This is a genomic window from Novosphingobium chloroacetimidivorans (assembly GCF_014204535.1).
GTDB classification, from domain to species: Bacteria; Pseudomonadota; Alphaproteobacteria; order Sphingomonadales; family Sphingomonadaceae; genus Novosphingobium; species Novosphingobium chloroacetimidivorans.
Window position 1 is genome coordinate 99,374 of the sequence record NZ_JACHLR010000016.1, and the last position, 21,256, is coordinate 120,629.

Below are 21,256 nucleotides of genomic sequence, written 5' to 3' on the forward strand. Positions count from 1 at the left end.
TCAGGCTCCCAATCGTGTCAGCAGTTCGGACAGGTACTCGGCAGCGCGGGTGGTGGCGCTTACCGGGCCCTCCGCAGTGATGCGCGGGCCGACCAGTTCGAGGTCGAACAGCCCCTCGTAGCCCAACTCCAGAACGGTGCCGAGCAGGCGTTCGAGCGGGATCGCTCCATCGCCCGGCACCGCCCGGCAGGGCGAGACGCGGTCGCCCAGCACGTAGTCGCTCACTTGCACGAGGCCGGTCAGCGGCATCGCACGCGCAAGATTGGCGTCCAGCGCGCCTTCCATCCAGCAGGCGTGGAGTTCTATGCACACGCCGATGCCGGCGATCTCGGCCAGGCGGATCGCGTCGGGCAGCGTGTGGGCAAGGTGGATGTCGACGTTGAGCGGCGAGGCGTTCTCGACGAGCAGGGTCACACCGTTCTGCCGAGCGTGGTCGGCGCAAGGGGCAATCAGTTCGGCGAAGCGCTCGGCAGCGGCCTCCCACGAAAGCACTCCGCGACCGCCCGAGATTAGATAGATGCGGTCGGCGCCAAGCCGCGCCGCGGCGTCGATCGCGGCGGTGAGCTGGCGGGCGGCCTCGCCCCGGTCCTGCGGCAGGTCGGGGTGGACGGCGAAGACATGGTTCAGCGCCGCGGCGCGGGTGCCGGTTCCCGCGAGGATCGCCGCCACCGCCGGGGGCCCGAGCGAAAGCAGCGGTCCGGTTGCGAGCGTCAGGTTGCGCACGCCGATGCGGCCCGCGTGCTCGGCAAACGCGCGCGTGCCTTCGGCGATGAAGGCGACTTCGTGCAGGCTTACGCGCGGGTGCATCAATGCTGCCTGTCGAGGTAAAAGCCTTTTGCACACAACTGCCGTCGTCCCCGCGAAGGCGGGGACCCCGCTTCTCCTGGTCCACATGACAGGGCAGAAAGAACAAGCGGGGTCCCCGCCTTCGCGGGGACGACGAGGTGTGGGTTTACCGGTGCTGATACAAACGAGGGGATCACGTCCGAACCTCGATCGGCACGCCGAACCGCTCGCGGAATGGCCGGAACTCCTCGTTCAGCGCGTCGATGTCATAGCCTGCATCCACCAGCACCTGGGTCGAGTAGTGGAACTTGCCGTGCCGATCGCCCTTGTTGTTCGCCAGGTAGTCGCGCATCGCCGCTTCGGCTTGCGGCGTGAACTCGCGGCCGGCGAACGCGTAGTACCCGCGCACCGTGGCGATCGGATCGCGCACGAAGTCATGGTAGAGCACGTGGTGGATGCGCGGGTCGTTCACCAGCGGGTTGCTCATGGTGACCTTGTTGGACATGCGGACGCGATCGAGGTGCTGCCGCGCTTCCTTCACCAGATCGATCTTGCCGACGATGCCTTCCATGATGTCGGACATCATCATCGTCGAACTCGCCGCGACCATCACCGGATCGCGGTGCAGCCACACCAGCGTCGCATCGGGGTAGGCGTCGAAGAACGCCTGCAGCCGCATGGTGTGAAAGCCCTTCAGCACCCAGTACTTCTTCGGTCGCCGGTACTGGAAGGCCTGCAGCATCGCCTTGTGGATGCGGTATTGCGCCACCGGCTCGCTCGGCAGGCCCAGCGAGAGGTTCTGCATCGGCACCCGCCACCAGCCGGTCGGCGTCATCACGCGAAAGTCGAAGCCCCAGGTGCGCTCGTCCTCGGGCAGGCCGTCGCCGAGCATGTCGTTGTAGGGGTGGCAGTGCAGCCACTTGGCCATCTTCGTGTTGATCTCGCGCCATTCGTCGTCGGCCAGAGCGCGGCGCGGGTCCTCGCCCGTCACGGTGCCGGGCGGCGGCGACGGATGCATGACTTCCCAGAAGCGCAGCGCGCGTGCATCGGGATCGACGCTCATCAGCGCATGCATCAGCGTGGTGCCCGAACGCGGCTCGCCGGTGGCGAACATCGGGCGCTCGATCACCTCGTCGGCGAGCGGGTAGTCCTTGCGATCCTGAAAGAACTTGAGCCGATCGGTGAGCAGCCAGTGGATGTTCTCGGCCGCGGCTTCACGCCCCGCGGCATTCATCGGGATCGTGTTGATGTGCGCCACCGCTAGCCCGAAGCGCTGCGTGAACGTATCGTCCGCCCAGTCGGACAAGCCGGTGTCTGCCTCAGCTCGAGCCAGCAGCGCCGCGGCATCGAGATCGCTCATGCCGCGACCAGCCTCTGGATCTCGTCCTCGGTCTCGCGCACCTTGGCGGCGGAGCTGGCGCTGAAGCGCAGCCCGCCCATGCCGCCGTACTCCATCAGCTTGTAGACGCGCACGCCGGCGTCGATGAAGCCCTTGATCTTGGCGGCGACCTGCTTGGGGGTGCCGACCGGGAAGATGTCGCGGATCATCTGGGTGTCGAGGTCCTTGCAGAACCGGATCATCCGCTCGCGGGTGAGGATATGCGGGTCGAAGTCCATGATGCCGTGCCAGTCGGGCCCCATCGGATGCTCGTAGCCGAACTGCGCCAAATCCTTGGCGTTGAGCATGGCGATGATCGACTTGACCATCGGCTGCGTGAGCATCTCGTCGATCTCGTCCTCTTCGCCGATCAGGCAGATCTGAGTCAGCGCCGGGGTGAAGTGGCTCATGTCGCGGCCCACCGCGTCGCCGGCGTCGAGGATGGCCTTGAGCTTGGCCGCGAAATCCTCCGGCGTGTAGGAGCCTGCCGGCCACCAGCCGTCCGCCTCGCGTCCGGTGATGCCGAGCATGCGGGGCCCTGCCGCACCTGTCCAGATCTCGGGCGCCTTGCCGTCATACAGCTCGGTGTCGAGGCGGGCGTGCTCCAGCCTGTAGAACTCGCCCTCGAAATCGACCGGGCCGTCGGAATGCCACAGCAGCTTGATGACCTTGATCGACTCCTCGAAGCGGCTGACCGGCTTCTTGAAGTCGAACCCGTAGGGCACCGTGTTCTCCAGCTCGCCCGAACCCAGGCCCAGGATGAACCGGCCCTTGGACAGATGGCTGATCGTCAATGCCGACTGCGCCAGCAGCGACGGGTGGCGGCGCACGGTGTCGATCACGGTGGTGGCGAGCGGCGTGTTCTTCGTCAGCACCGCCGCCGCCGCGCTCACGGCCATGCCGTCCAGATGGCGATGCGGGCTGGGGCTGATCGTGGCGAGTTCGGTGAACTCGGGCGTCCAGATCGAATCCGGCCAGAAGCTGACCATGTGATCGGGCAGCCAGATCGAATGGTAGCGGCCGGAATCGTACTCGCCCACCATGTCGATGCCGAGCGGCAGCGTGGTGCGCAGGAAGGCGGCGGGCTGGACGGGCATGTTCAGCGGCATGGTGGGGCATCCTCTTGCGTCGTCGCACCTCTTCACGGGCGCGATTGTCCGCGGCCCGGTTGTGGGCTAGGCCCCCATCAACGCAAATTCCCATTTGGGGATAGAACATGCTTTCCGGAGACGATGCCGCAGCGCTGGTGGAGCCGCTGATCGCGGGCCTGGTGGAGAGCCCGCCATGGTCGGTGTTCCTGCAGCGGCTGAAGGAACGGGTGCGCGGCGATTATGCCAGCCTGGTGTTCCGCCCCCTGCCGTTCGGCACGCCCGAGGCGCGCGTCATCCACCTCTATGCCGGCGAACCTTCGCCGCCGATGGTCTCGCGCCATTATCGCGAGGAGCTCTACCGCCGCGACCCGATGCCCTATCACGACATGGCCGAGGGCAGTGTCTATGCGCTCGACGAACTGCTGCAGTTCGAGGATCCGGCGCATCGCGAATTCCTGGCGCAGCTGCTCGAACCCAGCGGCATGAACCACATGCGCATGATCCGCGTGGCCGAGCCCGGCGGGGTGAGCGGGTGGATCACCATCACCCGGCGCACCGGCGATTTCGGCCGCGACGTCGACGCGCTGCTCGTCGATCTTGCGCCCTATCTGCGCGCGGCGATGCGCGGCCATGTCGCGCTCGAGCGCGAGCGGATGGGCGCGGCGGTGGCGACCGAGGCGATCCGGCGCATGAGCTTTGGCTGGGTCACGCTCGATGCCGAAGGGCGCGTGCTCGACACCGACTACATCGGCGCCGAGCTGCTTGCGGCGAGCGCGACGCTGGCGCGGGGCAAGGACGGGCAGCTGACCGCGCGCAACCCGGCGCTTCGCAAGGAGATCGTCGCTGCCGTCGCCGACCTGCTCGGCAACCCCCAGGCGCGGCCACGGGCGATCGTGCTGAGTCGCGAGCCCTGGCTGGACCTGCTGCTGGTCGCCTCGGCCGAGCGGATGGGGACGATGCGCGTAGCGCCGGCGATCATCGCTTATGTCCATGCCGACAACTGGTCCTCTGCCGACCGCTGCGACCAGCTGGGCCAGCTGTTCGACCTGGCGCCGAGCGAGGCAAGGCTGGCGCTCGCGCTCAGCCGCGGAATGTCGATCGCCGAGGCAGCCGGCGAGCTGGGGCTGACGGTGGAGTCGGCACGCACCTACTCCAAGCGGATCTACGCCAAGACGGGCGCGCGGGGCCAGGCGGACCTGGTGCGCTTCATCCACCGCAGCGTGCTCGCCATCGCCTGACAGTATACAAGCCGGGCTGTTGAACACGTGCTCAGCATTGACACGCTAAGCATGCCACGTCATCGATTGGATACTTTATAAAGGTCAGGCGCCGAACGCGACTTGCCAAAAATCGAGAGGATGCACCTGCCCATGTCCAAGCTGCTCGAAGGCAAAGTCGCGCTCGTCACCGGGGCCAGTTCGGGCATCGGCGAAGCGACGGCGCTGTGCCTGGCCGAGGCAGGCGCGACTGTGGCAATCTCCGCGCGGCGGGCGGAGCGGCTCGCCGGGCTGGTGCAGCAGATCGAGGCGCTGGGCGGCAAGGCGCTGGCGATCCCGGGCGACATGGCGGTAGAGGCCGACGCCCGCAACGCCGTCGCCCGGACCGTCGCGGCGTTCGGGCGCATCGACATCCTCGTCAACTCGGCCGGGATCATGCAGGCCGGCGGGATCGAGAACTGCGACACCGAGACCTACCGCCAGGTCATGGACATCAACCTGATGGGCACGGTCTATACCTGCGCCGAGGCGGTACCGCACATGCTGGCGCAAGGAGTGGGGGACATCGTCACCATCTCCTCGCTTGCGGGTCGCAAGGGCGGACCGATGACCAGCGCCTACTCGGCCAGCAAGCACGCGGTGAACTTCATGACCGACGGCATGCGCCAGGAACTGGGCGGCAGGAACATCCGCGTCGCCACGCTGATGCCCGGCGCGACCGAGACCGAAGTGGCAGGCGGCATCAAGGACCCGAACTGGCGCACCGCCATCGCCGCGCACGTCAGCAAGGACGGCGCGGTCAAGCCTCGCGACATCGGTGAGACCATCGTCTTCATGATGGCGATGCCACGCCGCGCGAACATTTCGGAGATCACGGTCCGCCCGACGATCGACACGACGGCTTGAGCGCAAGTGGCAGCGGCTTGACCGGACTCACATCATCCGTCGCCCCCGCGAAGGCGGGGGCCCCGCTTCTTGGGATCACGGCGATGCGCGCAAAGAACAAGCGGGGGCCCCGCCTCCGCGGGGACGACGAGTTTTCCTCGTAGCTAAACGACAAGGGAGAAGACCGATGGCCGGAAGGCTGGAAGGCAAAGTCGCCGTGATCACCGGCGCCGGATCGGGCATGGGCAAGGCCATGGCGGAGCTGTTCGCACGCGAAGGCGCGAAGCTGGTGCTGGCCGACATCTCGGGCAAGCAGGACGAAGTCGCGGCTTCGCTCGGTGACATCGCGGTCGGTATCCGCTGCGACGTCTCCAACGAGGCCGATGTGCAGGCGATGATCGCCAAGGCCGAGGACACCTTCGGCAAGATCGATGTGCTGTGCAACAATGCCGGTTTCGGCGGCCCGATGGCGCCGCTGGCGGATCAGACCGTCGAGACCTGGGACACGGTGCACGCGACCAACATCAAGGGCGCGTTCCTGGGCATGAAGTACGGCATCCTCTCGATGTTGAAGACCGGCGGCGGCTCGATCGTGAACACCACTTCGGCCTCGGGCGTGGTCGGGTGGAAGCATCACAGCGTCTATGGCGCCGCCAAGGCCGGCGTGAACCAGCTGACCAAGACCGCCGCGCTCGATTATTCGGACAGGAACATCCGCATCAACGCGATCGCGCCCGGCACGATGTGGACCGGCCTGGTCGAGGCATCCAGGACGCACGACCGCCCGCCTGCCGACTTCCCGACGCTCGCCGGTATCCCGATGGGCCGCTGGGGCCTGGCGCAGGACATCGCCAATGCCGCGCTGTTCTTCGCCAGCGACGAATCGGCCTATGTCACCGGCACGATCCTTCCCGTGGACGGTGGCTACTCGATCGGCTTCTCCGGCATGGGTGCCGAGCGGCCGGGTATCGTCAGCGTCAACACCGACGGCAGCTGACGGGTTCGTCACCGGGGCCGATCGAGGTTCTTGAGCCTGGTCGGTGCCGGCAGGAGCGTTGGGCGTGGGCTGCACCCGCGGCTCACGCTCGCCCCGATGGGCCGTCTCGACGCATGGCGGGAACCCGCGGTCCATCCCGAACGTCCCTCTCCTGAAAGCCGTACGGCAAGGCAGGACAGGAACGACGCGCATGCTTCTCGAAACCAGCACCGGCGAGACTCTCACCCAACCGCGACCGGCCGTCGACACCGCCGTCGACGTCGCGGATGGTGCCGCTGCGGGTGCGCTCGCCGGCCTGGCCGGTGCGGCGGTGATGGAAGTGTTCCAAACCTACTCCGCGTCGCTGTTCCAGCCTTCGGGATCCAAGCCGCCGGCGACCGAGCAGGCCGCGCTCAGCGCTGCCCGGCTCGCAGGCTCGGTGCATCTGCGCCGTGCCGACCGCCGGGTCGGTGGCCAGGCGGTGCATTATGTCACGGGCACGCTCGTCGGCGCGGCCTACGGCGCGCTCGCCGAGACCGCTCCGGGCGTGACCCGGTGGCGGGGTCTCGCATTCGGCCTCGCCTGCGCCACGCTGATCGACCAGATCGCGGTGCCGCTCGCCGGCTTCGCCCGCCAGCCGCTGCGCTATACCTTGCGCACCCACCTTTACGGCTTTGCCTCGCACGCGGTGTTCGGTCTCGTCACCGAGGCGGTGCGCAAGGGCCTGCGCCGCCGGCCCCCGATCGCCGTGCTGGACAGCCGGGGCGAGCGCTCCGGCGTCACGATCGAGGATGTCTCGGTGCCGCTGTTCCTCGGCCTCGCCAATGGCCAGCGCACGTTCACTCCGCCCGCTGCCGTGACGGTGGCGGCGGCGAGCAGCGGCCTTGGCCTGGAAGGCACGCCGCTGTCGTTCCTCACGTCCAAGTGGACCGGCGCGATCATGAGTGCGGCGGCGATCGGCGAGTACATCGCCGACAAGCAGCCCGGAATTCCCGCGCGGATCACCCCCGCAGCCCTCGCCGGCCGCGCCATGGGCGGCGCCTTGTCCGGAGCGGCCGCGGCGCGGCCCGGGCGTGCCTTGCTGGCAGCCGGGATCGGTGCCGCGGGCGCACTGGCCGGAGCCTACATCAGCTACAAGGCCCGAGCCGCGCTGGCCCGCGCGATCGGTCGCGATGCCCCGGTGGCCTTTGCCGAGGACGCCTTGTCGCTGCTCGGTTCGGCGGCACTGGCTGGCTATGCGGCGCTGCGCGAGAACCAGCGACAGAGCCGCCAGGATCTGCCCCTGGCAGCATAACGCCTTGATTGTTCAGGCCTCCTCCCCGATGTTGCGGGGATGGGAACCCTGGTCGCCATTCTGTCGCAGCTGTTCTGGGGTGTCACCATCGGTGCGCTCACCGGTACGGTCGGCGCCATCGCCAAGCTGCTGCTGATGGCGGGCAGCGTGTTCGGCGGCGGCTTTGCCGTGTTCCACTGGCGCAAGGTCCGGGACCGTCTGGCGTTCTGGCGCCGTTAAGCTGGTCGACGTGGGGCGGCCTCTCAGCCGCCGGTGAGAGGATGCGCCGGACTGGCGTTGAGAGCCTCGGCGAAGTTGCAGAGCGGCTTGTGCCCTCTCGAGCGTCGGAAACCCCTCTCCAAGCTGCGGTAGCCACTGGCGTGGCAACCTTCGCTATCCTCTCCCCTTGAGGGGAGAGGGCGAGATGGAGCCGGCGTAAGTGACGACGCTCTAGCGCGTGCCGCTTACCGGGAAGGTGCCGAAGGGCCCGTTGGTGCTCTCGCCCGTCAATGCGCCATCCTTGACCGTGACGTCGTACTCGATGGTGATCGGCATCGGCATGCTGGCCTTGCCCTTGAACTTGGCGCGCCCGTTGGCGACCGCGCCCGCGACATCGACCGAGCCTTGCTCCGCCGTGATCTTGCCGGTGACCACGTTGCCTTGCACCTTGAGGTCCATGACCGCCTTCTGCGGACCGACCGGGGACTGGATGACGATGTTCCACTTGCCCGCAAAGTCCTGCGGCTTCGCGTTGCTCGCCTTGGCGGCCTTCAGGCGCTCCATGTAGGCCCGCTGCTCGTCCGGCGCCTGCTGCGCGCGGGTGCGCAGGTAGAAGCGCAGGTCTTCCAGTTCCGTATCGGTGAACTGCGGGAAGGGCGGCATGCCATTCAGCTTCAGCCCGCCGTCCTTGATGATCGTGCGGAAGGTCGCGGCATCGGTGATCGTCGGCGAGTAGCGCAAGTCGGGCGCTGCGCCGCCGCCCACCGCGTTCCAGCCGTGGCAGACGAGGCAGGCGCGGCTGGCGAACAGCATGAAGCCGGCCTGGGTGCGCTTGGGATCCGGCTTGTAGTCCGGGTCAGCCGGCGGGGTCAGCACCGGCGGGGTGAATGGCGGGAGCGTGTCCGTGCCGCCGATCGCGAAGGTCAGCACATGTCGGGGGAAGCGATAGTCGGTGCGGTAGGCCTGGTTGCCCAGCGTCTGCATTCCTGCGCCCTGGCCGCCGGCGCCGGTGATCACCGTCACGTACTGCTTGCCGTTGACGCGATACGAGATCGGCGCGCCGACGATCGGGCTCTGCGCCTTGAAGGACCACAGCTCCTTGCCGGTCCTGGCATCGCGCGCGACAAACCTGCCGTCGATCTGGCCCTGGAAGACCAGTCCACCCGCGGTCGCCATCACGCCACCGGGCCAGGTGCCCGGTAGCTCGACCTTCCAGGCCTCGCTTTGCGTCGCCGGGTTCCAGGCCTTGAGGTAGCTCTTGTGGCCGCCGGGCAGTTCGACTTCGGGAATCAGCGTCACGCCCATGCCGGCGGACAGCTCGCCGCCGCCCTTCTGGCCCTCGCCGATGAGGGCGGGCAGCTCCTGCACCGGGATATAGACCAGGCCGGTCTGCGGGCTGTAGGCCTGCGGCATCCACGAGTGCGCGCCCGTCGGCCCCGGCCACATCTCGAACAGGCCGGGCTTGCCGTTGTAGCGGATGCCCGGGTTCTCGACCGGGCGGCCGGTCTTCTTGTCAATGTGGCTGGCCCAAGTTACCTTGGCGATCTTCTCGGCCGACATGAACTCTCCGGTGGCGCGGTCGAGCACGTAGAGGAACCCGTTCTTGGGCGCCTGCATCAGGACCTTGCGGTCCTTGCCGTCGATCTTGAGCGTGGCCAGCGTCATGTCCGCGGTGGCGGTGCAATCCCACTGCTCGCCGGGGCAGAGCTGATAGTGCCACTTGTAGGCGCCGGTGTTCACGTCGACCGCGACGATCGAGGAGAGGAACAGGTTGTCGCCGCCGCCAGGGCTGCGCAGGTCCTGGTTGTAGGGAAAGCCGTTGCCCACGCCCAGATAGACGAGGTGCAGCTCCGGATCGTAGCTGAAGGCGTTCCAGGCCGAGCCGCCGCCGCCGCGCTGGCTGCCGTCGGGGTTCTTCCACCCGCTCGGCCAGGTCTTGCGCATGATCTCCTCGGCGCGACGGTTGACCGGGGTCACCTCGTCGCCGGGGGTCGTGTAGAAGCGCCAGGCGCGCTTGCCCGTCGCGGCGTCATAGGCAGTGACGAAGCCGCGCGCCGCGCTGATGTCCGCGCCGCCATAGCCGACGATGACCTTGCCGCCGAACACGCGCGGCGCGCCGTTGGAGTTGCGCGGCGCCTGGTCGGGGTAGTCGTAGACCTTCCAGGCCTCCTTGCCGGTCTTGGCGTCGAGCGCGACGACCCAGCCGTCGGTGGTGACCAGGAACACCTTGCCGGCGTCGTAGGCGATGCCCTTGCTGCCCCAGGACATCTGCAGCGCCGACTTCGCCCGCTCCCGCGTGCCGCCGTCGTACTCCCACAGCGGCTTGCCGCTCGCGGCGTCGAACGCGCGGATGTGCGAGTGGCCGGTGGTGATGAACACCTTGCCTTCCGCCATCAGCGGAGTGGAGGCGGAGAAGCCCGGCTCCAGATCATAGTGCCAGGCGAGCTTCAGGTCGGCGACGTTGCCGGTCGTGATCTCGTCCACCGGACTGTAGTGCGTCTCGTAGCCGTTACGGCCCCAGCTGGGCCACTCGTCCGGATCGGCGACCATGGCGGTCTCGATCGTCTGCGCCGTCTTGTTGCAGGCTGCCGTGCCGAGCACCGGAAGCAGGCACGCCAGAGCGATCCAGACCTTGCGCCCGATCCTGCCACCCATATGCACCGACCCTCTACCCCGCACCGTGTTGGGTCGATCGGTAACGCGCCAACGGCCGAAGGCAAGCTGTTTACGCGCCGGTGTGTATCACATCGCCTCGGCAGACCGACGCCGCCAACCAGCGGAAGGCAAAACGAAAACCCCGGCATCCGTCAGGACACCGGGGCCGTCGCGCGGCGGCAGGGAGGGGCAGGAACCGCCGCGAGGAAACTCGGTAGCTCTTGCAGGGGAACGGATCGGTGGCTCAGGCCGACCCGACACCCAGGGGAATGGGGGTGCCCTGCTTGAGATAGATACGGTTGTCTTCGATCCGGTCGATTTGGTCGAGCGCGATGAAGTGATGCGCCCGATCCTGGCTGTCCGACTTGGTCAGCTTGATGCGATCGTCGACGACCTCGTCGACAGTCCCGACATGCTGACCGGAATTGTCGGTCACTTCCATGTGCTCTTTGACACGAAGCTTCTCGAACATTGTCTGCAAGCTCCTTTCGTTGCTGCTAACTACACCGAACAAACGGTTCGACATCGCGCAGCGTTCCATGTGTCTGCCGCAGCTGGAAAACGTCTGGCGGCATGGCCTTGGGGGCAGGGAACCTGCCGGCGCTCACGGCACGTTGTCTCGGACGCACTTGTACTTTCGCAAGCGGAGATATCGCATGGATGACGCACGGATCTGGCAGTACGAGAAGGAGCTGTGGACCGGTGGAAATCAGGTCTACAGCGAACGGGTCAGCAAGGACTGCGTCATGGGTCTACCTGCCGAGCCTTACGTCTTTACCGGAGAGCAGGCGACCAAGGCGGTGCAGGATACGCCCAGGTGGGACGAGGTGGAGTTCCTCGATACCCAGGTCAGCCGCCCGCAGGAGGGCTTGATCGTGATCGCCTATCGCGTCCAGGCCAAGCGCGCGGACAAGAGCTACCACGCGGTGTGCACCAGCACGCTGCGGCGCCTGGCCCATGAGGAGTGGGACGTAGTTCAGCACCAGCAGACACCGCTCGGCGTGATCGTCGCCGATCCTGCCGACGCCTGAGCGACCGGCGAGTGCCCCGACAGGCCGGTCGAAACCGGACTGTCGGGGCCTCGATCATCGGGATTGCGCGCTTGCCGGTCAGCTCTCCGACGGCATTCCGAAAGAGGCATCGCCGCGTCCGGCGAGCAGCACGCGGCCTCCGTCGATGCCGTCGATCAGGCTGAGCGGCAGAAAGGCGACACCGTCGTCGTGCGGATCGGTCGAGGACAGCCGCATGCGCTCGCCATCGACGCTGGAAACCAGTCCGATCGTGTGACCGTAGCTGTCGACCACGGCCATGCCCTCGTGGATCGTGCCCGATGGGGTGTGGAATGCCTGACCGTCCGAGGGTGCCGCAACCACGCTGTCGCTCTGTTCGGTCGGACGGCCCAGACCTCCCAGCGCGTCCTCGGGCTGCGCGAAGGGATCGCCGGGCCGCTCGGTCGGCGCAAAGGCGCCGAGCGTTGACTGTGCTTCGGAGAAGTGGGGCTGCTCCATCGCCTCGGGGCCATCGGGATCGCTGACGTGTTCGACCGGCCGGGCCTCGGCTTCGGCATCGCCGGGCCCCCGATAAGGCGAGGTGCTGTCCGGCTTGTCTGCGCGCGAAAGCGAGGCGTCTTGCGCGCTGTCGCTCGATTGCGCCTGCGAAGCATGCGACGAACTCTGGGATTGCCTTTGCTGCTGCGTCACGGGAATACTCCACTCGTGCGGGGCCTGCGCCTTGTGCAGGGTCTTGCGAGAGGAATGTCCGGCCCCCGTGCACGGTTCCCCCGGCCTTGAGCCACCGTTGGCAACCCGGGGGACTCGTCGCTCGCCGACCGGCAGAGCCACCGTCCTGCCGTCCGATTCAGCCATGCCGGAATGAGCGAGGTGGTCGATGAGCGAGCGGATGGCCGGCGTGGCGATGCACCGCAAGCGGACGTGGTGCCGGCTTCGAGCGATTCGTTCAGCGCGCCGAGGCCCACCAAGCAGCGACCGGCCCTCAAGAACATGCCAGGAACATCCAACATGGCGCGACTCGCCGGGGGTGGCCGTTGACAAGCCCCTTTGTGGCGAGCGGCACACTTTCGTGCGGGCCATCAGGCACAATCCATGGGGTATGTGGCTTGTGCAGCCCGCTAGATATGCTGCCGACGCGCCTGTGGACAAGCCGGGCGTGCCCCCATGGGCCCCTCCCAATTTGCGCCGAAATGCTTATCTCTAGGCAGACGCCGCGGTGATGCACCGCCGGCCGCGTGATGGTGCTCCACGGCATCTGACGCCGCCAACCGTTTTCCCGGAGTACCCGCGATGCCCCTTCTCGAAGCCCGCAAGACCTACAAGCCCTTCGAGTATCCCTGGGCCTACGACATGTGGAAGCGCCAGCAGCAGATCCACTGGATGCCCGAGGAAGTGCCGCTGGGCGAGGATTGCCGCGACTGGGCGCAGAAGATCTCGGACCATGAGCGCAACCTGCTGACGCAGATCTTTCGCTTCTTCACGCAGGCCGACGTCGAGGTGCAGGACTGCTACCACGAGAAGTACGCGCGCGTTTTCAAGCCGACCGAGATCAAGATGATGCTGGCCGCCTTCTCCAACATGGAGACGGTGCACATCGCCGCCTACAGCCACTTGCTAGACACCATCGGCATGCCCGAGAGCGAGTACGGCATGTTCCTGGAATACGAGGAGCTGAAGGCCAAGCACGATTACCTGCACACCTTCGGCGTCGACACCGACGAGGATATCGCCCGCACCCTCGCCATGTTCGGCGGCTTCACCGAAGGCCTGCAGCTGTTCGCCAGCTTCGCGATGCTGATGAACTTCCCGCGCTTCAACAAGATGAAGGGCATGGGGCAGATCGTCAGCTGGTCGGTTCGCGACGAGAGCCTCCACTGCGAGGGCATCACCAAGCTGTTCCACACCTTCACCAAGGAGCGCGGCTGCCTGACCAAGGCGGTGAAGGAAGACATCATCGACTGCTGCCAGAAGACCGTCCGGCTGGAGGACGCCTTCATCGACCTCGCGTTCGAGCAGGGGCCGGTCCCCGGCATGAGCGCCAAGGAGATCAAGCGCTACATCCGCTACATCGCCGACTGGCGCCTGGGCCAGCTCGGCCTGCCCGAGATCTACATGATCGAGGACCACCCGCTGCCCTGGCTGCAGCCGCTGCTGAACGGCGTCGAGCACGCCAACTTCTTCGAGACTCGCGCCACCGAGTATTCCAAGGGCGCGACGCGGGGCAACTGGCAGGACGTGTGGAGCAACTTCGACTCGCGTCGCCAGGCCCGCCGTGGCGAAGAGGCCAACGATACGGTCGAGATGGTGCCCGGCCTGTTCGGCGAAAGCGTCGCGGCGGAGTGATCGTGCTCTTCCCCTAAGGGGAAGGTACGGGGGCGTGGCGGATCGTCTCAAGCGCGATAACCGCCGCGTCCTAGTGTTCCATCCGTCATGCCCAGTAAATCCGCGGTCACCGCCAAATTCGTCATCCCCGCGAAAGCGGGGATCCATCTCCTGACCTCGCGTCGAACGAACCACCTTGAGATGGATTCCCGCGTTCGCGGGCATGACGAGGTTAGGGGTAGATCAGGCTGCGGCTGGCTCGATGCTGCACCGACGGGCCAGCGAGCGTAAGCGGCAGCGTCAGTGCAGCCGCGCGGCGGCGCCGAGCTGACCGGACGGCTGTGGCCGTGCCGCAAGAGCGTCCGCCAACAGTGCCGCGATATGCGCGGCCAGGAGCGCGAGCGCCGGTGTCGCTGCCTCGGCCGTCATATCCTCGCCATCCCCGAGCTGGACCGAGGCGAGGCACGTGCCGGTGACTGCCCGCGAGACGAGGAAGCCGCGCTTGTCGAGAATGGCCAGGGCCGCGCTTTCGCAGGCTCCGCAGGCGAGCATCGCCTCGATCGTGTCGCGGCGGCCGGGAGGGCCAAGCAGCGCGGCCGCCTCGCGCAGCCGATCGGCCTGTTGCGCCGCGCCGCTGGCGACGCAGTCGTGCAGCAGGTCGCGCAAGCGATCGGGATCGATCTCGGCGGCGCTCATCGGGGGCCTTCTCGTACTCGGCAGAGGTGTGCCGGCATCCGCCATGTCGCGCTTAGCGGTCAATCCGCGAAGTTACGCGCCTGTGACCCCCGTCCCGATCCGCGACACCTCTTGCCCGCTCAGGTTACCGGCTGCGACACCAGCACCTTGGGCGCCGCCGCGAGCTGCACTTGCTGGCGCCGCGCATGGCGCAGGGCGAGCCACGCGACGAAGGGCGCGCAGAAGAAGCGCAGCGCCAGCGAGGCGAGCGCGAGAGCGGACAGCGCCGCGAAGTTGGTGCCGACGCGGTCGGAGGCCGCCAGGGTCAGCGCTGCGGCCACGCTGAGCACCAGGCCGATCAGCGTCTCGGGCAGCGAATCGGCAAGGATCGAGCCCTTGCTGGAATCGAGCGCGAACTTGGGCGTGCGGCGCCAGGCTAGCGGCTTGTTCGACAGCCCGGCCAGCCCCGCCTGGAGCACGGTATAGGTCAGCGCATTACGCGCCACTTCTCCCAGGACCATGTCGCTCACCCGCATGGTGCCGGTCAGCTTGTAGCGGTGGCGAATGCCCACCAGCCAGGTCAGGGTACCCAGCGCGGTCAGCACCCAGGCGGCGTCGGGCACCAGGAACGGCTCCATCACGCCGGCCATCAGCGCGGCGACGAGTGCCAGGAAGCCCAACAAGCCGCCGATCATGGCGAACAGCACCCGCAGCGGCGCCATGCAGCGCAGCACTTCGAGCAGCTTGGTCCAGCCCGGCAGCGGCTTGGCCCAGGGCGAGGGCAGGAACAGGCGCCAGTGGCGCATCAGTTGCTGCACCGGACCGGCGGTCCAGCGGAAGCGCTGCTTCTTGTAGTCGGAAAAGGTTTCCGGAATCAGCCCGCGCCCGAAGGTCTCGCCGATGTAGAGGCCAGAGTAGCCGATCGCGCGCAGGCGCACGGAGATCTCGGAATCCTCGGTCAGGCACCATTCGGCCCAGCCGCCCGCCTCGCGGATCGCCTGCGCGCGCAGGATGCACATCGTGCCGATGGTGAAGGCGCCGCCATATTCGCTGACGCCGACCATATCGACCTTGTTGCTGGGCATGTACTCCCAGTAGCAGGAAGTCAGATAGGCGCTGCCCTCGTACTCGCGGTAGTCGTGCGGGGTCTGGACGTAGCCCACGCGCGGGTTGCGGAAGAACGGCAGCAGGCGCGCCAGGAAGTCCGGCTCCGCGAGATAATCGGCATCGATGACGGCGACGAACTCGGCATCGGGATGCATCACGTCCAGCAGCCAGTTCAGTGCGCCGGCCTTGGCACCGGGCAATGGCGAGACGTGGAAGAAGCGGAAGATCTCCTTGCCCGCGCGCTCGTTCAGTTGCGCGCAATAGGCTTCCAGCGGGCGCCACAGCGCCTCGTCCTTGGTGTTGTTGTCGCACACCAGGACTTCGAAGTCATGGTGATCGAGCGCGGCGAGGTGATCCATCGTCGCCATGACGATCTCGGGCGGCTCGGCGTAGCAGGGCAGTTGGATCGACACTTTCTGGTCGCGCGGGCCGGGAGCACCATGCGGCGCATCGATCGGCGTGCGCCACGATTCGTGCGTCAGCACCGCGTCGCGTGCGATCCTCTCGGCGAACGTGAGGGCGAAGAACACCGCGCCGAACACCAGGCCGGCCCCGGCCAGCATCAGCGTGTTGTCGGGCAGACCCGCCTCGCGCAGGAACAGCGCCGACCACACGAAGCCGAACCAGAAGGTCAGCACTTCGGTAGTGAGCAGGATCACGCCCGGCACGTTGAGCCGGGGGACAAGCCGCGCCACGGGGATCGCGGCGATCAGGAAGATGGCGACCACGGGCAGCAGGTTGAACACGTCGCCGCCCATGCCCAGCGTAATCGCGCCGGAGAGAACCGCACCCAGGATCACGCTGCCGATCAGCACCTGACCCTCGTGCGAGGCGATGCGCTGGTAGCGCAGCGGCGCCACGACCGCGCGCGACACCATCAGCGATGCGAGCAGCGCCATCACGGCAAGGAAATACATGGACGGGTCGAGCGCGGCTCGAGTCAGCATCAGCACGTCAAATTGCTCCGATCAGCCGAGTACGGCGCAGGCTTTCCGAGGCGTGGGGATCCTGCCCCCATGTCTTCAACTTACGCCGCAAGCGCACGGGTTCTCCGCTGCATATGCGAATGCGTTCAGCCGAAGGGCTACGCGGGCTAAATGGAACCTGAGCGATTCGGTTCCCGCCGGATTGGTCCGTTGTTCATCGAGAAACGAAGGAATTCCGAGCGGCGGGGTGACGGATGTCACGCTGATGGCCCCGTCCGAGAGCCAGACCTCCCGACAATCGGCCGGCGCTGCGGTCGCTGGAGCCTGCCGGAACAGTGCTCGCATGTGCGTCAAATCCGCCCGATCCAGCCAGCGGACGATCGTTTCGCGTCACGCGGGCAGCGATGCCATGCTGAGGCAGGCAGTACGACTGCTGCCCCGTTATCGCCGTCGATGGAGGAAAATGGTGCGCCCGGAACGATTCGAACGTCCGACCCTCAGATTCGTAGTCTGATGCTCTATCCAGCTGAGCTACGGGCGCGTTGGAGGCGTGCACATAGAAAGGGTCTGCGGCCTTGGCAAGCGACAACTTATGGTTCCGCGAGAAAGTGCCATCATTCGCTCCGGATCCAGTCCGGAGGGAAGGTCGCTGCCGACCGTTCCGGCCCTCCCCGGTGGCGGATGGTTGCGCGGGGCATGTACCGGCGCTAGCTGGCGCCATTCGCTTGGACCCGGTGAAATCCCGGGTGGCTATTCCGGCCGCCGATCCGCCGGACAACGCAGCAGCACCCGATCATCATGCCCACCGGCGCACTCGGCTGCTGTGAATGCGGACTGATTCCCATGAACGCCCACTCCCTTTCCCGCTACCGCGCCGAATGGTTCGACGGCGCGCCGGCCGCCCGGCGTGACGTGTTGGCCGGCATGGTCGGCACCTTCGCCCTGATTCCCGAGGTGATCGCCTTCTCCTTCGTCGCCGGAGTCGATCCGCAAGTCGGCCTCTATGCCTCCTTCGTCATCGGCATCGTCATCGCCTTTGCAGGCGGCCGCCCGGCGATGATCTCGGGCGCGGCCGGATCGGTGGCGCTGGTCGCGGCGGCCCTCGTTCATTCGCACGGCCTTTCGTACCTGCTGGCGGCGACGCTGCTGGCGGGGGTGCTCCAGATCGTGTTCGGCCTGCTCAAGCTCGACGTGCTGATGCGCTTCGTCTCCTGCTCGGTCCGCACCGGCTTCGTGAACGCCCTGGCGATCCTGATCTTTTCCGCGCAGCTGCCGCAGATGCTGGACGTGACCTGGCATACGTACGCGATGATCGCCCTGGGGCTCGCCATCATCTACCTGCTGCCCCGGATTCCATCGCCGATCACATCGGCGATCCCCTCGCCGCTGATCTGTGTCGTGGTGCTGACGGTGATCAGCACGACCGTGCCGATGCCGCTGCGCCTGGTCGGCGATCTCGGCCGGCTGCCGAGCGCGCTGCCCTCGTTCGCCCTCCCGCAAGTCCCGATCGCATGGGCCACGCTGACGATCGTCGCACCCTACGCGCTGGCGATGGCCGCCGTCGGGCTCCTCGAATCGATGATGACGGCGCGGGTGGTCGACGATCTGACCGAAAGCACCAGCTCCAAGGCGCGCGAGTGCACGGGGCTGGGCCTGGCCAACGTGGCGGCCGGCCTGTTCGGCGGCATCGCCGGGTGCGGCATGATCGGGCAGACTGTCGGCAATGTGCGCTATGGGGGCAGGGGCCGTCTCTCGACCCTGGTCGCGGGCGTGTTCCTGCTCATCGTCATGGTGCCGCTTCGCCCATGGGTGGCGCAAGTGCCCGTCGCGGCCCTGGTGGCGATCATGATCATGGTGTCGGTCAGCACCTTCTCGTGGAGCTCGCTGCGCGATCTGGCGCGCCACCCCAAGGTTTCGGGCGTGGTCATGCTGGCGACGGTAGCGGTGACCGTTGCGACGCATGACCTGTCCGCCGGCGTCGCGGTGGGTGTCCTTCTCAGCGGCGTGTTCTTCGCCTTCAAGGTCACGCGGCTCATGGCGGTGGAGGTCGCCTACGATGCAGGCAGCGACACGCGCATCTACACCGTCTCGGGCCAGATCTTCTTCGCCAGCGCCGAGATCTTCGCCGACCGGTTCGACCTGCGCGATACGGCCCGGCACGCGCGCATCGACCTGACCGACGCGCACTTGTGGGACATCACCGCGGTCGGCGCGCTCGAAACCGTCGCCTCGACGATGCGCCGCCATGGCATGAGCGTGGAGATCGTCGGCTTGAACACGGCCAGCGCGATCCTCGTCGACCGCCACGCCCCGCTGATGCGCCAGCTGGGAGCCTGATCGGGCGGCGCCAACGAGAAAGGGCCCGCCGTCGCCGGCGAGCCCTTTCCTGCAGTCACGGTCTTGAAAGGATCAGGCGACTGCCTTCACCTCCGCGACGATCTTGCGGGCGGCGTCGCCCAGGTCGTTGGCGGGCACGATCGCCAGGCCGGAGTTCGCGAGGATCTCCTTGCCCTGCTCGACGTTGGTGCCTTCCAGGCGCACGACCAGCGGCACCGATAGGTTCACGTCCTTCGCCGCCGCGACGATGCCGTCGGCGATGATATCGCACTTCATGATGCCGCCGAAGATGTTGACCAGGATGCCCTTCACGTTCGGATCGGACAGGATGATCTTGAACGCCGCGGTCACCTTTTCCTTCGAAGCGCCGCCGCCGACGTCGAGGAAGTTGGCCGGGAAGCTGCCGTTCAGCTTGATGATGTCCATCGTCGCCATGGCCAGGCCCGCGCCGTTGACCATGCAGCCGATGTCGCCATCGAGCTTGATGTAGGCCAGGTCGTACTTCGATGCTTCCAGCTCGGCCGGATCTTCCTCGGTCTCGTCGCGGAGCGCCAGGACGTCGGGGTGACGATAGAGCGCGTTCGAATCGAAGCTCATCTTGGTGTCGAGGACGAGCAGGTTGCCGTCCTTGGTCTCAACCAGCGGGTTGATCTCGACCATGTCGCAGTCGAGGTCGATGAAGGCGGTGTAGAGCTGCTTGGCCAGCGTCTGCGCCTGCTTGTTCAGCTCGCCCGTCAGGTTGAGGCCGAATGCGACCGCGCGGCCGTGGTGCGGCTGGAAGCCCTCGGCCGGGTCGATGGTGATGGTGTGGATCTTCTCGGGCGTCGAGTGGGCGACTTCCTCGATGTCCATGCCGCCTTCGGTCGACACGATCATGGCGACGCGGCCGGTCTTGCGGTCGACCAGCATCGACAGGTAGTATTCCTGCTCGATGTCGACGCCGTCGGTCACGTAGAGGCGGTTGACCTGCTTGCCGGCGTCACCGGTCTGGATGGTGACCAGCGTGTTGCCGAGCATCTCCTTGGCGTTCGCCTCGACTTCCTCGATCGACTTGGACAGGCGCACGCCGCCCTTGGCATCCTGGCCCAGCTCCTTGAACTTGCCCTTGCCACGGCCACCGGCGTGGATCTGCGCCTTCACCACGTAGAGCGGCCCGGGCAGCTTCTTGGCGCCCTCGATCGCCTCTTCGACGGACAGCGCGGCAAATCCTGCGGGGACGCCGACGCCGTACTTTGCGAGCAGTTCCTTGCCTTGGTATTCGTGGATGTTCATCGAAGTCGCCTTTTCGCTTGCGTTGCGCGGCTGGCAGGCGCGAGTCTGCTACGCGCAAGGGGAGGAACTTTGTGCAACGCCGCATAAGGGCATCCGGCCCGCTTGAAAAGGGTTGCTCTCCTCACGATTAGGGCAGTGTGGTTCGGGAAAACGCAACTTCATGATCGGCTCCTCGTGATAGACCGTGCGCGCCTGGAGGCGATCATGCGCGAGGCGGGGCGCATCGCCCTCGATGCCTGGCCGGGCGATGGCCATGCCTGCGAGGTGTGGGACAAGCTGGATACCAGCCCGGTTTCGGCCGCGGACATCGCCGTCGATACCTTCCTGAAGCGTGAGCTGAAGGCGCTGCTGCCGTCCGCCGGCTGGCTTTCCGAGGAAACCGCGGACGACCCGGCGCGGCTGGGCGGCTCGCTGATCTGGCTGGTCGATCCGATCGACGGCACCCGCGATTTCGTGCGCGGACGAACCGGCTGGGCGGTGTCGGTGGCCTTGGTGAGTGCCGGCCGGCCGCTGCTCGGCTGCCTCTATGCCCCAGTGCGCCGACGCGAAGGGGGCGGCGAGCTGTGGCATGCCGAGGCCGGGCAAGGCGCCTGGCGCAATGGCGAGCGCCTGTGCGCCAGCCGCCGCCCGGAACTGCCCGGCGCGCGGGTGCCGGCCAAGGCACTGATGAAGGAAGACGCCGATCTGGCGCTGGTGGAGCAGCCCAATTCCATCGCCCTGCGCATCGCCATGGTCGCTGCGGACGAAGCGGACCTCGTCGCCACCCTGCGCTGGGGGTTCGAGTGGGACATCGCCGCTGCCGGCCTGATCGCGCGCGAGGCGGGGGCGGCGGTCACCGATGCGTTCGGCGGGCCGCTGAACTACAACAAGCGCGATCCGCGCGCGTTCGGCGTGCTGGTGAGCTCGGCCGCGATGCACGGCGCTGCGGTAGAGCGCCTCTCGGACCGCGCGCGGCGGATGTCGGTCTGATCTGAGATCCTTTCTCCAAGGTGACGATTTGTCCTCCCCGGCACGGGGAGGGGGACCGCGCGCAGCGTGGTGGAGGGGAGTCTCGGCATGGCGCGAGGTGGCTGGCGGGTTCCTGCAGAGGTTGCTTGAGGACGCGAATCCCCACCACCACCAGCTTC

18 protein-coding genes, 1 tRNA gene and 1 other annotated feature are annotated in these 21,256 nt (G+C 67.1%); of the genes, 9 read left to right on the forward strand and 10 right to left on the reverse strand.

What is annotated here, in order from left to right:
* The 3 genes from HNO88_RS16795 to HNO88_RS16805 all read right to left on the reverse strand — a co-directional run bounded on the left by HNO88_RS16795 (position 1) and on the right by HNO88_RS16805 (position 3,273).
* A complete protein-coding gene (locus tag HNO88_RS16795; RefSeq protein WP_184248181.1) occupies positions 1 to 807 on the reverse strand; it encodes a sugar phosphate isomerase/epimerase family protein in 807 nt (268 codons plus the stop codon).
* A 172-nt stretch (positions 808 to 979) separates the two neighbouring features.
* Entirely contained in the window at positions 980 to 2,146 is a 1,167-nt protein-coding gene (locus tag HNO88_RS16800) for a sulfotransferase family protein (RefSeq protein ID WP_184248184.1), read from the reverse strand.
* Complete coding sequence (locus HNO88_RS16805) at positions 2,143 to 3,273, reverse strand: LLM class flavin-dependent oxidoreductase (RefSeq protein WP_246381902.1); 1,131 nt, start codon at positions 3,271 to 3,273, stop codon at positions 2,143 to 2,145. The genes HNO88_RS16800 and HNO88_RS16805 overlap by 4 nt, the downstream gene beginning before the upstream one ends.
* A gap of 107 nt (positions 3,274 to 3,380) precedes the next feature.
* On the opposite strand from HNO88_RS16805, the gene HNO88_RS16810 reads away from it, so the two are divergent.
* The 5 genes from HNO88_RS16810 (at position 3,381) to HNO88_RS16830 (ending at position 7,846) form a co-directional block, all read left to right on the forward strand.
* The gene (locus HNO88_RS16810; RefSeq protein WP_184248187.1) at positions 3,381 to 4,493 is read left to right on the forward strand and encodes a helix-turn-helix transcriptional regulator; all 1,113 of its coding nucleotides are present in this window, start codon (positions 3,381 to 3,383) and stop codon (positions 4,491 to 4,493) included.
* A gap of 132 nt (positions 4,494 to 4,625) precedes the next feature.
* The gene (locus HNO88_RS16815) at positions 4,626 to 5,378 is read left to right on the forward strand and encodes an SDR family oxidoreductase (RefSeq protein WP_184248190.1); all 753 of its coding nucleotides are present in this window, start codon (positions 4,626 to 4,628) and stop codon (positions 5,376 to 5,378) included.
* Positions 5,379 to 5,544: 166 nt separating this feature from the next.
* Positions 5,545 to 6,354, forward strand: coding sequence for an SDR family NAD(P)-dependent oxidoreductase (locus HNO88_RS16820; RefSeq protein WP_184248193.1), 810 nt, complete (start codon positions 5,545 to 5,547; stop codon positions 6,352 to 6,354).
* Between the two features lie 190 nt (positions 6,355 to 6,544).
* Entirely contained in the window at positions 6,545 to 7,627 is a 1,083-nt protein-coding gene (locus HNO88_RS16825; protein ID WP_184248196.1) for a DUF1440 domain-containing protein, read from the forward strand.
* A gap of 39 nt (positions 7,628 to 7,666) precedes the next feature.
* Positions 7,667 to 7,846, forward strand: a complete 180-nt coding sequence (locus tag HNO88_RS16830; RefSeq protein ID WP_184248199.1) for a hypothetical protein — start codon at positions 7,667 to 7,669, stop codon at positions 7,844 to 7,846.
* 210 nt (positions 7,847 to 8,056) lie between these two features.
* Here the strand turns inward: HNO88_RS16830 and HNO88_RS16835 are convergent, their stop codons facing one another.
* Both HNO88_RS16835 and HNO88_RS16840 read right to left on the reverse strand, forming a co-directional pair.
* Positions 8,057 to 10,480: a PQQ-dependent dehydrogenase, methanol/ethanol family gene (locus HNO88_RS16835; protein WP_184248202.1), complete on the reverse strand. Its 2,424-nt coding sequence runs from the start codon at positions 10,478 to 10,480 to the stop codon at positions 8,057 to 8,059.
* Between the two features lie 244 nt (positions 10,481 to 10,724).
* Positions 10,725 to 10,952, reverse strand: coding sequence for a DUF2171 domain-containing protein (locus HNO88_RS16840; protein WP_184248205.1), 228 nt, complete (start codon positions 10,950 to 10,952; stop codon positions 10,725 to 10,727).
* A gap of 184 nt (positions 10,953 to 11,136) precedes the next feature.
* On the opposite strand from HNO88_RS16840, the gene HNO88_RS16845 reads away from it, so the two are divergent.
* Positions 11,137 to 11,511 carry a DUF4440 domain-containing protein gene (locus tag HNO88_RS16845; RefSeq protein WP_184248208.1) on the forward strand — a complete coding sequence of 125 codons (375 nt, stop codon included), beginning with the start codon at positions 11,137 to 11,139 and terminating at the stop codon, positions 11,509 to 11,511.
* A gap of 78 nt (positions 11,512 to 11,589) precedes the next feature.
* Here the strand turns inward: HNO88_RS16845 and HNO88_RS22880 are convergent, their stop codons facing one another.
* Positions 11,590 to 12,180, reverse strand: coding sequence for a DUF2171 domain-containing protein (locus HNO88_RS22880; RefSeq protein WP_184248211.1), 591 nt, complete (start codon positions 12,178 to 12,180; stop codon positions 11,590 to 11,592).
* A gap of 600 nt (positions 12,181 to 12,780) precedes the next feature.
* Here HNO88_RS22880 and HNO88_RS16855 point away from each other — a divergent pair.
* Positions 12,781 to 13,833 (forward strand): ribonucleotide-diphosphate reductase subunit beta, encoded by a 1,053-nt coding sequence (locus HNO88_RS16855; RefSeq protein WP_184248215.1) that lies wholly within the window; start codon positions 12,781 to 12,783, stop codon positions 13,831 to 13,833.
* Positions 13,834 to 14,112: 279 nt separating this feature from the next.
* On the opposite strand, the gene HNO88_RS16860 is transcribed toward HNO88_RS16855, so the two are convergent.
* The 3 genes from HNO88_RS16860 to HNO88_RS16870 form a co-directional block, all read right to left on the reverse strand.
* Positions 14,113 to 14,508, reverse strand: coding sequence for a hypothetical protein (locus HNO88_RS16860; protein ID WP_184248218.1), 396 nt, complete (start codon positions 14,506 to 14,508; stop codon positions 14,113 to 14,115).
* Between the two features lie 119 nt (positions 14,509 to 14,627).
* Positions 14,628 to 16,541, reverse strand: a complete 1,914-nt coding sequence (locus tag HNO88_RS16865; protein WP_246381913.1) for a glycosyltransferase family 2 protein — start codon at positions 16,539 to 16,541, stop codon at positions 14,628 to 14,630.
* A gap of 443 nt (positions 16,542 to 16,984) precedes the next feature.
* Positions 16,985 to 17,061, reverse strand: a tRNA-Arg gene (locus HNO88_RS16870).
* A 183-nt stretch (positions 17,062 to 17,244) separates the two neighbouring features.
* Positions 17,245 to 17,300, forward strand: a sequence feature (sul1 is cis-regulatory element that is thought to sense ions involved in sulfur or methionine metabolism; They are found in Alphaproteobacteria).
* Between the two features lie 63 nt (positions 17,301 to 17,363).
* Between HNO88_RS16870 and HNO88_RS16875 the strand changes: the two genes are divergently transcribed.
* Positions 17,364 to 18,857 (forward strand): SulP family inorganic anion transporter, encoded by a 1,494-nt coding sequence (locus HNO88_RS16875; protein ID WP_184248224.1) that lies wholly within the window; start codon positions 17,364 to 17,366, stop codon positions 18,855 to 18,857.
* A gap of 72 nt (positions 18,858 to 18,929) precedes the next feature.
* Here HNO88_RS16875 and sucC read toward each other — a convergent pair whose 3' ends face one another.
* Positions 18,930 to 20,129, reverse strand: a complete 1,200-nt coding sequence (gene sucC, locus HNO88_RS16880) for an ADP-forming succinate--CoA ligase subunit beta (RefSeq protein ID WP_184248227.1) — start codon at positions 20,127 to 20,129, stop codon at positions 18,930 to 18,932.
* 174 nt (positions 20,130 to 20,303) lie between these two features.
* Between sucC and HNO88_RS16885 the strand changes: the two genes are divergently transcribed.
* Positions 20,304 to 21,098 (forward strand): 3'(2'),5'-bisphosphate nucleotidase CysQ, encoded by a 795-nt coding sequence (locus HNO88_RS16885; protein WP_184248230.1) that lies wholly within the window; start codon positions 20,304 to 20,306, stop codon positions 21,096 to 21,098.
* Positions 21,099 to 21,256 lie beyond the last annotated feature (158 nt).

Coding starts and splice junctions, on each gene's coding strand:
- HNO88_RS16860 (WP_184248218.1), bottom strand. CDS start 14,508: ATGAGCGCCGCCGAGATCGATCCCGATCGCTTGCGCGACCTGCTGCAC.
- HNO88_RS16815 (WP_184248190.1), top strand. CDS start 4,626: ATGTCCAAGCTGCTCGAAGGCAAAGTCGCGCTCGTCACCGGGGCCAGT.
- HNO88_RS16820 (WP_184248193.1), top strand. CDS start 5,545: ATGGCCGGAAGGCTGGAAGGCAAAGTCGCCGTGATCACCGGCGCCGGA.
- HNO88_RS16830 (WP_184248199.1), top strand. CDS start 7,667: ATGGGAACCCTGGTCGCCATTCTGTCGCAGCTGTTCTGGGGTGTCACC.
- HNO88_RS16875 (WP_184248224.1), top strand. CDS start 17,364: ATGAACGCCCACTCCCTTTCCCGCTACCGCGCCGAATGGTTCGACGGC.
- HNO88_RS16845 (WP_184248208.1), top strand. CDS start 11,137: ATGGATGACGCACGGATCTGGCAGTACGAGAAGGAGCTGTGGACCGGT.
- HNO88_RS16825 (WP_184248196.1), top strand. CDS start 6,545: ATGCTTCTCGAAACCAGCACCGGCGAGACTCTCACCCAACCGCGACCG.
- HNO88_RS16835 (WP_184248202.1), bottom strand. CDS start 10,480: ATGGGTGGCAGGATCGGGCGCAAGGTCTGGATCGCTCTGGCGTGCCTG.
- HNO88_RS16805 (WP_246381902.1), bottom strand. CDS start 3,273: ATGCCGCTGAACATGCCCGTCCAGCCCGCCGCCTTCCTGCGCACCACG.
- HNO88_RS16865 (WP_246381913.1), bottom strand. CDS start 16,541: ATGCTGACTCGAGCCGCGCTCGACCCGTCCATGTATTTCCTTGCCGTG.
- HNO88_RS16810 (WP_184248187.1), top strand. CDS start 3,381: ATGCTTTCCGGAGACGATGCCGCAGCGCTGGTGGAGCCGCTGATCGCG.
- HNO88_RS16855 (WP_184248215.1), top strand. CDS start 12,781: ATGCCCCTTCTCGAAGCCCGCAAGACCTACAAGCCCTTCGAGTATCCC.
- HNO88_RS16840 (WP_184248205.1), bottom strand. CDS start 10,952: ATGTTCGAGAAGCTTCGTGTCAAAGAGCACATGGAAGTGACCGACAAT.
- HNO88_RS16800 (WP_184248184.1), bottom strand. CDS start 2,146: ATGAGCGATCTCGATGCCGCGGCGCTGCTGGCTCGAGCTGAGGCAGAC.
- sucC (WP_184248227.1), bottom strand. CDS start 20,129: ATGAACATCCACGAATACCAAGGCAAGGAACTGCTCGCAAAGTACGGC.
- HNO88_RS16795 (WP_184248181.1), bottom strand. CDS start 807: ATGCACCCGCGCGTAAGCCTGCACGAAGTCGCCTTCATCGCCGAAGGC.